The 12,996-nt window shown below is 60.1% G+C and carries 12 protein-coding genes; 6 read left to right on the top strand and 6 right to left on the bottom strand.

All coding sequences use genetic code 11. The features are described from left to right. Positions 1-194: 194 nt before the first annotated feature. A complete protein-coding gene (locus L0U80_RS26310) occupies positions 195-1,310 on the bottom strand; it encodes an NADH:flavin oxidoreductase (RefSeq protein ID WP_233872916.1) in 1,116 nt (371 codons plus the stop codon). 101 nt (positions 1,311-1,411) lie between these two features. Between L0U80_RS26310 and L0U80_RS26305 the strand changes: the two genes are divergently transcribed. Together L0U80_RS26305 and L0U80_RS26300 are read left to right on the top strand one after the other, a co-directional pair. Next, complete coding sequence (locus L0U80_RS26305) at positions 1,412-1,837, top strand: winged helix-turn-helix transcriptional regulator (RefSeq protein ID WP_233872913.1); 426 nt, start codon at positions 1,412-1,414, stop codon at positions 1,835-1,837. A gap of 352 nt (positions 1,838-2,189) precedes the next feature. Next, positions 2,190-2,378 (top strand): hypothetical protein, encoded by a 189-nt coding sequence (locus L0U80_RS26300; RefSeq protein WP_233872910.1) that lies wholly within the window; start codon positions 2,190-2,192, stop codon positions 2,376-2,378. 167 nt (positions 2,379-2,545) lie between these two features. On the opposite strand, the gene L0U80_RS26295 is transcribed toward L0U80_RS26300, so the two are convergent. Continuing rightward, complete coding sequence (locus tag L0U80_RS26295; protein WP_233872907.1) at positions 2,546-3,364, bottom strand: alpha/beta fold hydrolase; 819 nt, start codon at positions 3,362-3,364, stop codon at positions 2,546-2,548. A gap of 707 nt (positions 3,365-4,071) precedes the next feature. Here L0U80_RS26295 and L0U80_RS26290 point away from each other — a divergent pair. Continuing rightward, positions 4,072-4,425 carry a BON domain-containing protein gene (locus tag L0U80_RS26290; protein WP_233872904.1) on the top strand — a complete coding sequence of 118 codons (354 nt, stop codon included), beginning with the start codon at positions 4,072-4,074 and terminating at the stop codon, positions 4,423-4,425. A gap of 310 nt (positions 4,426-4,735) precedes the next feature. On the opposite strand, the gene L0U80_RS26285 is transcribed toward L0U80_RS26290, so the two are convergent. Then, entirely contained in the window at positions 4,736-5,626 is an 891-nt protein-coding gene (locus L0U80_RS26285; RefSeq protein WP_233872901.1) for a LysR substrate-binding domain-containing protein, read from the bottom strand. A gap of 101 nt (positions 5,627-5,727) precedes the next feature. Here L0U80_RS26285 and L0U80_RS26280 point away from each other — a divergent pair, with 101 nt between their 5' ends. Then, positions 5,728-6,336: a LysE family translocator gene (locus L0U80_RS26280; protein ID WP_233872898.1), complete on the top strand. Its 609-nt coding sequence runs from the start codon at positions 5,728-5,730 to the stop codon at positions 6,334-6,336. A gap of 39 nt (positions 6,337-6,375) precedes the next feature. Here the strand turns inward: L0U80_RS26280 and L0U80_RS26275 are convergent, their stop codons facing one another. After that, complete coding sequence (locus L0U80_RS26275) at positions 6,376-7,395, bottom strand: alcohol dehydrogenase (protein ID WP_233872895.1); 1,020 nt, start codon at positions 7,393-7,395, stop codon at positions 6,376-6,378. Between the two features lie 439 nt (positions 7,396-7,834). On the opposite strand from L0U80_RS26275, the gene L0U80_RS26270 reads away from it, so the two are divergent. Continuing rightward, entirely contained in the window at positions 7,835-8,302 is a 468-nt protein-coding gene (locus L0U80_RS26270) for a CBS domain-containing protein (protein WP_233872892.1), read from the top strand. 122 nt (positions 8,303-8,424) lie between these two features. Here the strand turns inward: L0U80_RS26270 and L0U80_RS26265 are convergent, their stop codons facing one another. After that, positions 8,425-8,814, bottom strand: a complete 390-nt coding sequence (locus tag L0U80_RS26265; RefSeq protein ID WP_233872889.1) for a Rap1a family protein — start codon at positions 8,812-8,814, stop codon at positions 8,425-8,427. A 228-nt stretch (positions 8,815-9,042) separates the two neighbouring features. After that, positions 9,043-10,506: an arginine-ornithine antiporter gene (arcD, locus tag L0U80_RS26260; protein ID WP_233872886.1), complete on the bottom strand. Its 1,464-nt coding sequence runs from the start codon at positions 10,504-10,506 to the stop codon at positions 9,043-9,045. 680 nt (positions 10,507-11,186) lie between these two features. Here arcD and L0U80_RS26255 point away from each other — a divergent pair. After that, a complete protein-coding gene (locus tag L0U80_RS26255; protein ID WP_233872883.1) occupies positions 11,187-12,992 on the top strand; it encodes an AMP-binding protein in 1,806 nt (601 codons plus the stop codon). The last annotated feature ends 4 nt before the right edge of the window (positions 12,993-12,996 follow it).

Below are 12,996 nucleotides of genomic sequence, written 5' to 3'. Positions count from 1 at the left end.
GCGCGATGTGGTCACAAGGTTATCGGAGCGGTTGCTATCGGTTTGATTCTGATGACAAACCTCGTCGTGTCGATATCGGTCGCCCGATTTCGTTCAATATTTACCTCGTTCAGGGGCGGTTTTCCGCTAAAGATCTTGCCCATTCGATTGTTGAATGAAAACGGACGCGAAAGCGTCCGTTTGTTTACGGCTGGTCAGTGCAACGCTGCCATATCACTCGGGTTGAAGCCTGCCAATGGCTCACTCCGCCGCAATTTTTCGGCCCAGGCCGGATCGGACAGTAACGCGCGCCCTACCGCGACGAGATCGAATTCCCGGCGCTCCAGACGCTGAACCAGATTCGCCAGGCTGGCCGGCTGTGACGTCTCTCCACCGAATGCGCTCAGGAAATCGCCAGAGAGTCCCACCGAACCCACCGTGATGGTTGCCGCCCCCGTCAGTTTCTTGGCCCAACCCGCGAAATTCAGTCCTTCCAGTCCATCGACGTCCGGAAATTCCGGCTCCCAAAAACGCCGCTGAGAACAATGCAGGATGTCCACACCGGCCTCCACCAGCGGGACCAACCAGTCAGCCATGGCGTCCGGCGTATCGGCCAGTCGCGCCGCGTAATCCTGCTGTTTCCACTGACTAAGACGCAGAATAATCGGCAGCTCGGCACCTACCGCGCGTCGCATTGCCCGGATCACCTCGATCGCAAAACGCGAGCGCTCCCGGAGCGTGATGCCGCCATATCGATCGGAACGTCGATTGGTCGCAGACCAGAAAAATTGATCAATCAGATAACCATGCGCGCCATGAATCTCGATGACGTCAAAGCCCAGCCGCTGGGCGTCTGCCGCCGCGCGAGCAAAGGCGTCGATGGTATCGACAATGGCTTCATCTGTCATTGCCGTACCTCGTGCCTCGCTCGCATCAACCAGCCCGGAGGGGCTTTCGATGCCATTGTCCGGCTCCCAGCTCGTCATCGGACTCTTCACCGAACCGACGTGCCAGATCTGCGGCCCCATGGCGCCTCCCGCGGCATGAACGCCATCAATCACGCTCTGCCATCCATTCAAAGGCGCGTCACCGTGGAACAAAGGAATGTTCGGATCGTTGCGCGATGCAGGGCGGTCGATCACCGTTCCCTCGGAGATAATCAGGCCCACGCCATTGTCCGCGCGACGCTGGTAGTAAGCGGCGACATCCGCGCCAGGTACTCCCTCAGGCGAAAACGAACGCGTCATCGGCGACATTACCACGCGGTTTTTCAGTTTCAGTGTCTTGAGCTCGAACGGCTCGAACAGTGCATCAAGGGAAATTTCAGTCATGACCGGGTCTCCAGTTGGGTTGACGTTGGAGATGGTATATTTTTTATACTTAATTGCAATTACGCACTTATACTCGACTAAGTATATTGGAGGTAACTGCCATGCCGAAAAGTGCACCGCAAAGATTCGCGGTCGATTGCCCTAGCCGGATTTTGTTTGATCAGATTGCAGACAAATGGTCAATGATGATTCTGACGGTCCTCGATACCGGACCTCTTCGTTTCAATGAAATCAAACGGAGGCTGGAAGGTGTCTCGCAGAAAGCCCTGACGGACTGTTTGCGTCGCCTGGAGCGAAACGGTTTGCTAACACGGCATGTACTGCCGACATCGCCGGTGTCTGTGGAATATGAAATCAGTACGCTCGGCCGCAAACTTCAACGGCCATTCAAAGCGCTGTATGCCTGGACCGTCGAATATCTTGACGAAGTTGAGACTGCACGGCAGGCCTATGATCAATTGCACACAAACGAGTCGAACGCGAAGCGTGAGCGCGGGCAATTCGGCTTTGGCAAATCACGCCCATGATGCTTGTGCGTCATCGCCATCGTCGGTCGCAATGTCCGGATCGATTGACTCCGGCAACGAAACGAGACGTCATGGGAAGCGCTCGGCGACTTCCTCGACATAGTGCCGCGACAAGGACGGAAGACGGCATAGTCGTTTCGCCATAAGCGTTACCTGTTGTTCACAGCAATCAGGCAGCAAGAATCGGAGTGCCTCGGTCGAGTGACTGCCATATGGTGTCCTCGCGAGCGCACAGAAGACGAGGTCGTTGAAGGAAGACCGGTGCGCTCGAATCACCTGTATGTAGCGGGCGCCCGGTCGCCAATCTGGTCTTCGGCATAGGGCTTGCCCCTTCATTGACCGGAGCCCGATCATGCTGCCGTTTCTTTCGCTTCACGCGCTCGCTGCTCAACGCGGCGATGGACTGCGTCCCGAACTTAAGGCCTTGTTTGAACAACATGTCCAGCGAGCGACTGGTCTCGCCGCTACCATCGAGCCGGTCGAAACCGACTCGAGTTCTCACGCGGCAGACACAGTCGCAGAACTGCCTGTGAAGGAGTGAGCGGCGATGGATCGACGGCGACTGCCTCTAGCTGCCGCGGAAGAGTGAGGAAAGACACGAGCCTTTTTCCGACTCAAACGGGATCCTAAGCGGACACGTAGGTCGAGTGGCGCACCCATGGAGCGCGCCACTCGAATTGCCTGGTTCTGGTTCGGGCTGGCGTCCCGTCAGGATTTGATGAACTCGAGAAGGTCGGGGTTGAGGACGTCCGCGTGGGTGGTCAGCATGCCGTGCGGGAAGCCCGAGTATGTCTTCAGCACACCGTTCGCGAGCAGGTCGACCGCGCGGGGCACCGAACTGGCGAACGGGACGATCTGGTCGTCTTCGCCATGCATGACCAGTACCGGCACAGTGATCTTCTTCAGATCTTCGGTGTAGTCCTCCAGCCAGGAGAATACGGTCTCGTAGTGGGCCTGGGCGCTGCCGGCCATGCCCTGGCGCCACCAGTTCGCGATCACCGCCTCAGACGGCTTGGCGCCCGGACGGTTGAATCCATAGAACGGACCCTCCGGGACTGCCCGGTAAAACTCCGACCGGTTGCCAAGCACGCCTGACTTAACCGCGTCGAACCACTCCCGCGGCTGACCCGCAGGGTTCGCGTCGGTTTTCACCATGTTCGGCGTCAACGAGGCCACCAGCACTGCCTTGGCGACCCGCTCTTGGTGGCGAGCAACGTAGCGGGCCACCTCGCCGCCGCCGGTGGAGTGCCCGATGTGGATCGCGTCGCGGACGCCGAGGTGTTCGGTCAGTGCAGCGAGGTCGGCGACCCAGTGGTCCATGTCGTTGCCGGTGCCGACTTGCTCGGACCGCCCGTGCCCACGCCGGTCATGGGCGATCACCCGGTAGCCGTGGTGAAGGAAAAACATCATCTGGGCGTCCCAGTCGTCGGCCGACAGGGGCCAGCCATGGCTGAAAATGATCGGCTGACCGGACCCCCAGTCCTTGTAGAAGATCTTTACGCCGTCCGGAGTGGTGATCGTAGGCATCGGTAGTACCTCCTATAAGAAATTGATTGAAGTGTTGGTGCTCCGCGAGGCATCGAGAATGTTGCCAGCGGCTTCTTTCGAAGTTCTATTTCACAACGCGCATCTGAATACGTGCGAGCGGAGCGCACTCCGACAACGTTGCGATGGATCGCTAAATGTCCCTCGGCGCGACGCCCTTGCTCCTGGCGCTTGAACGCATCGAGTACAAGAATCGCCCTACGATTGAGCACTCGGAACAAATCGCCCTATCTCCGCCTCTCGCGCTAACAGGTCGATTCAGTCTAGGCGACCGGGCGCGTTTTTACACACCCTCGGTCGAATATGGCCGAGCGCGACAGGCAGTCGCCAGCCGATTCAACAGGGTGACCTTGTTAACAGCCAATGGGCCGCAGGACGCTAACCTGAGACCGCCGGGAGGTACACGGCTTTTCAACGTGCGTATCAATCTTTTCGAAATGTTTTCTTACGACGTACGCTAGCGAAGCACATAAATCTGAGGATTTCCCAGAGCGGAATGCTTATTGCCATAGGATCAGTGATTTACTAGCGTTTACTTACTGGGTTCTATCTTGCGGCGCGATGCAGCATATCGAGCCGACCCGAGACCGCGTTGCCGAACGTTTCACCGGTCTACGGGCAGGAGCTCGGTGCCGGATGTAGCGCAAGGGCGTTGGAGTGATCCTCAGCTATCGAAGAAAGGAACCTGTATGAACGCGATCAAAATAATCACGTTGGCAAGTAGTGTCCTGGTCATGCTTGCTTCAGTTGACGCCCGCGCGCAAGCGAGCGACGGCGGTGAGATGGCACCCGCCACACCGGCGGCGCCATCGGCAAAAGCGCAAAACCACGCGCTCGTTAAAAAAGTGCGTGCTGCACTCGTGAAAACCCACGGGCTGCACACTGAGAACATCATCGTGAGAGCGCACGGCGGCGCGGTGGTGCTGGAGGGAACGGTACCCGAGGCACCGCAGATTGATCTCGCCGGGACGGCCGCCAAGGGGGTGGCTGGCGTAACCTCGGTGGACAATCACCTTTCGCTCAAGGAACAAGGAGGACAGTAAGCGCGCGCAACGCTCGACGGAACACGCAAGGTTCCCGTCCAGGTCGCGGCGCTGTCGCGGGCGGAAGAGCTGCACCCGGTGAGCGGCAGTCAGCCGCCGGGTAGCCTTTTGCCGCCAGAATCGCACGCCGCGGGCGCTGCGCCCCGAAGGCTGATCAGGATCGCTGGCCATCGTCCCGGCCGGTGCGACGCTGCCGCTCGCATCTCTCGTCTGCGACGCGTGCAACTCGAGACGTCGCTTCATGCCTGCGCGTGTGCGCCGGGTCACCGATTTTTTCGCGGCGGCGCTCCCGCAGCGCTTGTGGAACAAGTCACGCGATGTTCGCAAACTGCGCGCGTCGAGTGCCTGCGTCGTTCGACATCGACTCGCGTACGTGGCGCGCGAACTCCTGTGCCGCGGGCTGAACCGTCGTGGGCAATCGCAGGCAGATCGCGAACGGCGGCAGCGCAGGCAAGCCGGTTGCTTGAGGCGTGAGTATCTCCAGACCAGCCGGCACCGTGGAGACGAGCCAGGTCGTGATCGCGAGTCCCGCGCGCACCGTCGCAGCGGTCGCCTCGATGTTGCCGCTCTCGAATACCGTGCGCCACGCGATGCCCTTGTCCGCGAGCGCGCCGAGCACCACAGAGCGAAAGGCGCAACGCTCGTCCACCATCGACAGCGGCAACGGCCGCTTCTCCCATGCATCGCTGCCGCGCCCACTGACCCACACCAACGGCTCAATGCGGACCACTTCGCCTTCAGCTTCGCTCGCGACGTATTCGACCAACGACACATCCACACGACCGGTATTGACCGCTCCGCTCAACTCCGGCGACGCCGCGCAGACGAGCGAAATGTCGACGTAGGGATGCGCCTCGGCAAATGCCTTCATCGCGGGCGCGAGCCGCGTCACGAGATCGAAGGGCACACCCACGCGCAGGGCGCCGCGCAACGGCTGGCTGGTCATGTCGGCCCAGATTTCGTCGTTCAGCCGCAGCAGTTCGCGTGCTTTCACGAGAAACGTCTCACCCTCGCGCGAAAGCTCCAGCTTGCGCGTCTTCCGCACGAATAGGAGACAGTCCAGCACGTCTTCGAGGCGCTTCACCTGCTGGCTCACAGCGCCTTGCGTCATGTGCAGCAGTTTCGAAGCGACGGTCATGCTGCCGCTATCGGCGACGGCAACAAAGGTGCGGATCAGATCGAGGTCGAGGTTCCGGTTCATCGATGCATTATGTGGCGTAATGGATCGCATCAATATTATTGCCTTTCAGGATGCGTTGCCGATCCGTACAGTGCAGATCTCACGCCCCTGGATGTGCACCGATGACCTCGATCCTGCCGCTCGTACTTTTCGTCGCTGTCTCGACCGTCACGCCTGGCGGTGCAACCACACTCGCCACCGCCTCGGGCGCGCGCTTCGGCTTCGTACGCTCGATTCCGCTGATGCTCGGCATCGCGATAGGCCTCGCCTTGCTCGCTGCGGTCGCGGCGCTAGGGCTTGGCGGTCTGCTGCTCGCGCTGCCGTCGCTGCAAACGGCGGTGAAGGCGCTCGGCTCCGCGTATCTGCTGTGGCTCGCGTGGCGTATTGCCCGCAGCGGGCCGCCAGGCGCGGGTAATGACCCCGCGAGCGCCGCAGGCCCCGCGCGGCCGGTTACGCTCGTCAATGGTTTCCTGCTGCTCTGGCTCAACCCGAAAAGCTGGGCGATGACGATCGGCGCGGCGGCGTCGTTCGCGTTGCTCGCGAGCAATCCGAACCGACTCGCGATGCTGCTCGGAACCACGTTTGGCGTTGCTGCGTGTGCGTCGCTAGCGGTCTGGTGCGCGCTCGGCGTGCTGCTCGCGCGGGTCTTTCGAACGCCGAGCCACTGGCGCATGCTCAATCTCGCGATGGGTGTGCTGCTCGCCGCCTCCCTCATTCCGACCTGGCGATAAGCCAGGCCGTACGCCGTGCGCTACCGATGTGCTTGCGATTCAACCGCCCGGCTTGAGCACCACGCGAAAACGCGCTTTCCCGCTCATCATCCGGTCATACGCTTCGGCCGCGCGGGAAAGCGGATACTCCTCGATCATCGGCTTCACGCCCGAGAGTGCGCTGAACGCCAGCGTCTCCTGCGAATCTGCGGCGGTGCCCGAGGGCCAGCCCTGCACCGAATGGCGGCCCATGATGAACGGCGTAATCGGCACTTCCACAGGCTCCTGTGACACGCCAACCATGATCAACTTGCCGTTCAGGCCAAGGCCGCCCAACGCCGCGGTCATGGCCTTGCCGCTCGTGGCCGTCGCGAGGATCACGCGCGCGCCGCCAAGCGCCTGCAAAGCTTCGGCTACGTTCTGCGAGGCGCTGTCGATGTAGTGATGCGCGCCGAGCTGCGTGGCGAGCGGCGCCTTGTCTTGCCCGCGCGCGATGGCCACAGTGACGAAGCCCATCTTTCGCGCATACTGCACACCGAGATGGCCGAGGCCGCCAATGCCGAGGATCGCCACGATGTCGCCCGCGCGCGCGCCGCTCTTGCGCAGCGCGTTAAAGGTGGTGATGCCCGCGCAAAGAAGCGGTGCAGCGTCGACGTCCGATAGATCGTCGGGCATGCGCGCGAGCGCTTCCTGCGGCGCGATCATGTAGTCGGCGTAGCCGCCGTCGTAGCTGATGCCAGGGATGAGTCCGTTCTTGCAGAGCACGAAGTCGCCGTGCCGGCAGTGTTCGCAATGGCCGCAATGCCCGCCGTGCCAGCCCACGCCGATACGCTGCCCGACCTGCCAGTCCTCGACACGCGGACCCAGCTTCTCGATCACGCCTGCAATCTCGTGTCCCGGCACGCGCGGAAATTGCAGGCCCGGCCACTGGCCTTCCTTCGTGAGCGAATCGCTGTGGCAGATCCCGCATGCGTGCACCTTGACAAGGACATGCCCCTCGGGCGGCTCGGGCACGTCGCGCTCGACCAGCTCCAGCGGCCCACCGGGCTTTGCCACTTGCACCACCTGCATCTTTCGCATCGTCTGCTCCTTGGAAAAGGGAGGAACCGTGCGGTATGCCTGCACGCCGCACGCGGCTGGAACGGGGCACTGCGATGCGCAATCCCGGTGCGACGGCCTCGTGGGATGCGCGACCACGGTTCATTGTAGGACGTCGATGTGAACCGTCTTTCGTGCGCAGCGCGAGGAACAAGATCGCTGTCTTTGTGCGCTGCATCAGTCGATCCATGACGGCCATTATTCGAGCAGCGAGTTCCAGCCGGGATTGACCGGACGCGGCGTGTCCTTCGGTATGAGCCACAAGGTAATTTGCAGCTTCCACCAAGGCCAAACAATCTACACTGCGATTCAAGAAAGACGAAAAGATTGGCCAGCCGTGACGGACCTGGGTGATCGAATTCCGATCTTGCTTTGCTCAGGCCGAGTCCGTACGTGCTGCCCTTTCGGTATGGAGGCGGTCATGAAAAAGGAAAGGAAAACGGCACGGCAAATTCTGTCCGCGAACGCGAGGGAGGTTATTTCGGTCAGCCCCGATGACACGGTCCTTACCGCGTTGCATCTGATGGCCGACAAGGATGTGACGACCGTGTTGGTGCTGCAGGGCAGCAATCTTGTCGGTGTCCTGTCTCAGCGCGACTACGCTCGCAAAGTCGAGGTGCTCGGCCGCGACGCCGCCAACACCAGGGTTGGCGACATCATGACCACACAGGTGTTTTATGTGACGCCCGAGCATACCTGCGACGAGTGTCTCGGATTGATGCATACAAAGCGGATCCGGCATCTACCCGTTATCGAATCCGGGCGCGTCATCGGCGTGGTTTCCAACAGCGATCTCCTGGAAGAGCTCTTTCAGGAGGACGAGCATTTCATCCGGCTCCTTGAGCATGACATGCTCTATCTGACGATCGATACCGGAGGCGCCTATTAGACGGTCGCGCCGAAGGCAGGCGAGGTTAAAACGTCAGCACGCAATCAGCCGCGATGAGATCTTTGCCAGCCATCATTTCCCGCGCGTAGACCTTGGCGTCGCTAGTCACCTCTTGTTTGAAACTACCCGTCTTCCGGCAAAATCGCTATGCCACGATCCTTGCAGGCCTCGCCCACTGCGTTCATGACAATTTTGCTCATCGAATCCCCCCATTGCGACGGGTTTTTCTCGATGTACGCCTCAACGATCGTATTTAACTGGCCCAGTTTCATGTGCATCGTGCATTTTTTGATCGCGAGGAGACTCTCGTCGACATCACCCAACGCACCTGTAACCAGCACACCGTCGAAAACGCCCGCCACATAGGTTACTTTCGCCGCGGATGAAAAGCCTCGATACATGTTTCCGTCGACGATGTGTCCTAGCGATTCGAATTGCGGAGCCGCATTGGAAATCGTGGCCACCCAGACCGCGAGTGCCCCAACTGTCAGTTGCTTGATCGCCCGGTTCATTTTTGCCCTCCTTCTGATCCAGTCACGTCTCGACTGTTTGCGAATGTGACTCGCGGTGGAATTCAGCGCTCGCATGCCGAAACCGCGCGCCGCAACCTCGCACAGCACAAGCGCAGTGACGCTCTCAATCGCGTAGGCGCTTTCGCCTGCCCAACTCTGCTCACCAGACAAAGCAAGACTTCATTTTCCGCGGCGAAAAGGCGTGTCGCGCGACGCGATGCTTCGGCATCAAAGCGTTAGCACCCCTCGATACAGGCCGAAACCCGCCGATACAGCCGCGATGAGGACCCCTGCAAATACGGCCCTCTCGATATGGGTGAACACCGGCTGCCCTGCTTCCCGCCGCGCCTTGGCGAACAGGATGACGCTCGGCGCATAAAGCAGCGAAGCAAGAAGAAGATATTTGGCTCCGCTCGCATAAAGCAGCCAGATCGCGTAGAGAACCGCAACGGCTGCAATCATCAAGTCCCTGCGACGGTCCTTCTCCGACAATTCGTAGGTCTCGCCGCGGATCGCCAGCAGTAACGCATAGGCCGCCGACCAGAAGTAAGGCACAAGAATCATCGAGGTGGCGAGATAGATCAACGAGAGATAGGTGCCTTTCGACGCAAGCGTGATCAGCAGAAAGATCTGCACCATGCCGTTGGTCAGCCACAACGCGTTCGCCGGTACCTTCTTCGCGTTTTCCTTGCGCAGGAAAGCAGGCATCATGCTGTCGCGCGCGGCCGAGTACAGTATCTCGGCACACAGCATGACCCACGACAGCAGTGCACCGGAAAGCGAAATGGCGAGACCCACGCTCACCAGCACCACTCCCCAATGTCCGATCACGTGCTGGAGCACGCCTGCCATCGACGGGTTCTTCAGCCCGGCAAGCTGCTCCTGGGTCATGATTCCGAGCGCCAGCACATTGACCAGCACCAGCACGAGCAGAACGACGAAAAAGCCAATCACCGTCGCCTTGCCGACGCTTTTACGATCGGCAGCACGTGCCGAGAAAACGGTCGCGCCTTCTATGCCAACAAACACCCAGACCGTGACCAGCATCATGTTACGGACCTGATCGTGCACGCTCCCCAGTGCCGGATTCGCTCGCGCCCAGATATCGGCGGAGAACACATCCATCCTGAACGCGACGAGACAGAGAAGGATGAACAGGAAGAGCGGGACGAGTTTCCCGATCGTCGTGATCTGGTTGACGAAGCTCGCCTCCTTGATACCGCGCAGCACCAGAAAGTGGACGCTCCAGAGCAGGACTGAGGCACACACGATGGCGGTCACCGTATTGCCTTCGCCAAATATGGGGAAGAAGTAGCCGAGCGTGCTGAAGAGCAGCACGTAATACCCAACGTTGCCGAGCCACGCGCAGATCCAGTAACCCCACGCCGAGGAAAATCCCATGTAGTTGCCAAATCCCGCCTTGGCGTATGCGTAGACGCCGCCGTCGAGGTGCGGCTTGCGGGTTGCGAGGGTCTGAAATACCAGGGCAAGCGCCAACATGCCGAAGGCCGTGATGACCCAGCCGATCAGAACGGCCCCAACGCCCGCAGATGCGGCCATGTTTTGCGGCAACGAAAAAATACCGCCCCCAATCATCGAGCCGACCACCAACGCGACGAGCGCACCCAGATTTAAACCATCTGAGTCTCTACTTTCACCTGCTGCGTCGAACCCGTGCGTTGCGTCGCTCATATCCCCTCCGCCGTTTTACTTCCAGGACGGGGCAACCGAATGGCTGCGCCTTTGACACCGCACTGCAGGATCAGTCCGCTTTGCCCCGGCTTGGCAAGATCCGCTGGCGGCGCTATTTCCGTTGCGAAGAAATTGTTTGCAAACGACGCGCAAAAGCAAGGAAGGCCTAGCGTCCGCATACACGGTGCTGCTTTACGTGCCGATCGAATGACTATCGGAGCATTACATACCACGTTCGAAAATTATGTCGCGACCCGGTGCATGCCGGCGGTTCGTCGTCAGGCATTCGGCATCACCATTTTCGCGGGCGCCGGGTGACGGATAGCGATGCGTTGTACGGAACGCGCACACGCAGCCAACCGCTTGATTCGCAGGCGCTTACCGCATTGACCATATTGTCGAAGGCAATTGGACAGCATCTCGGGTGAGAACGATTGCTCGAGAAGTTGAGGCGCTCATCGAGGCGCCCGCTGCGATCCAGCATTGGACCTTCGCGCGTGATTACGCATCCGATCGTACGCGTATGTTCGCTAAAGCACACTTGGAATTGTCATGGCGAGAATACGCTGGGAGTCCGGATTGAAGGTCGTCTGGCTTACCGAGCAAACGGATCGCGCAGTGCGATTGTCGTTATCAACAATTCGCCGCGAATTCCGATCTTCGCAGAATCACCATCTTTGATGTTCGATGCCACCTGCGGGCCTGGGGTGTTGCCCGTTCCCGTGCAACGCCAGGAAGCCTCGCTGGAAGACATCGAATCGAAGTGGCGACAACAAACATCGAAGCAGTCCGCAGCGGAGAACGAAATGTCAAACTTGCCTTGGCTTTCGCAATATCCCGACGGCGTTGCGGCGGACATCGACCTCGATGATTACCCGTCAATGGCGGCCTTCCTGGAACAGGTCGTCGATCGCTTCGGCAACAAGATCGCCTTTCACCAGTTCGGCGTGGATCTCACATACCGCCAGCTGGACGAAAACTCCGCCCGCCTTGCCGCCTATTTCCAGAAAGACCTTGGTCTGAAGCCGGGCGACCGCATCGCGCTCATGTTGCCGAACTCGTTGCAGCACCCCATCGCGATGTTTGCTGCACTCCGGGCCGGTCTCACCATCGTCAACGTCAATCCGCTCTACACCGCGCCGGAACTGGCGAATCTGCTCAAGGATTCCGGTGCGCGTGCGATCGTCGTGATGGAGATTGCCGCCGCCACCGTCGAGCAGGCGCTCGCCCATGTCCCCATTGAGCACGTTATCGTCGCGCGCGTGGCGGAGATGCAAAACTTCCCGAAATCAGTCCTTGTCGACTACGTCGTTCGAAAAAGAAAAAAACTTGTCCCGGACTGGACGATCACCGGTGCGATCGCCTTCAGGACCGCCATGACCGCGCGTGCGGCCGCGGACTTCACCAGGCCGGCACTTAACCACGAGACAAGAGCTTTCCTGCAATACACCGGCGGCACGACAGGCGAGCCAAAAGGAGCCGTGCTGACTCACGGCAACCTGCTCGCGGATGTGGTGATGTTTTCCGCCTGGCTTAAGCCGGCGTCCCGGCCGAGCGGCGAAATCACGCTCGTCGCATTTCCCCTGTATCACGTCGCGGGCCTTGTGTGCCAATGTCTGACCTCGTTTTATATGGGCACCCGCTGCGTTCTGGTGATGAACCCACGCGATATTCCCGCTCTCGTGAAGGATTTTGCAGCACACCGGCCAACCACCGTGGGCGGACTTAACACGCTATTTACGGCGTTAATGAACAACAAGGACTTCAGCGCGCTCGATTTCTCGGCATTGCGTAGCACCTTCGGGGGCGGCACCGCGACGCAGCCAGCAGTTGCCGAGCGCTGGCAAAAGCTCACAGGATGCCCGGTGCTGGAAGTCTACGGGCTATCGGAAGCCGCCGGCGCAGTGACGGCCAATCCTGTGACACAGACTGCCTTTGAAGGGACGATCGGCGTGCCGCTGCCTTCCGTGCGCATTGAAATCCGCGATGAAAGCGGCGAGGCGGTCAGCGCGGGTACGCCAGGCGAAATTTGCGTCGCAGGGCCCAGCATCATGCAAGGCTACTTCAACCGGCCGGAGGACACTGCGCGTGTAATCGGCACGGATGGATTTTTCGCCACCGGCGATATTGGAATCATGGACGAGCGTGGCGTGATCAGGATTGTCGACCGCAAGAAGGACATGATTCTGGTCTCCGGCTTCAACGTCTACCCCAACGAGGTGGAGGGCGTGCTCTTCCAGCATCCCGGCATTCTGGAGGTCGCAGTGGTCGGCATGGCGGATTCACAATGCGGCGAGGCGCCCGTCGCCTTCGTGGTGAAAAAGGAGCCGGCGCTGAACGAGTCGGAAGTGATCGCGTTTGCGCGGACGAGCCTCGCCGCTTACAAAGTGCCGAAGCAGGTGGTGTTCGTCAACGATCTGCCGAAAACGCCGGTCGGCAAAGTGCTGCGCCGAGAATTACGGGAGCGGTTGATCAATCGAATCTGACGCC

This window comes from Paraburkholderia adhaesiva (assembly GCF_021390575.1).
GTDB classification, from domain to species: Bacteria; Pseudomonadota; Gammaproteobacteria; order Burkholderiales; family Burkholderiaceae; genus Paraburkholderia; species Paraburkholderia adhaesiva.
This window is presented reverse-complemented; position numbering and strand designations above follow the sequence as displayed.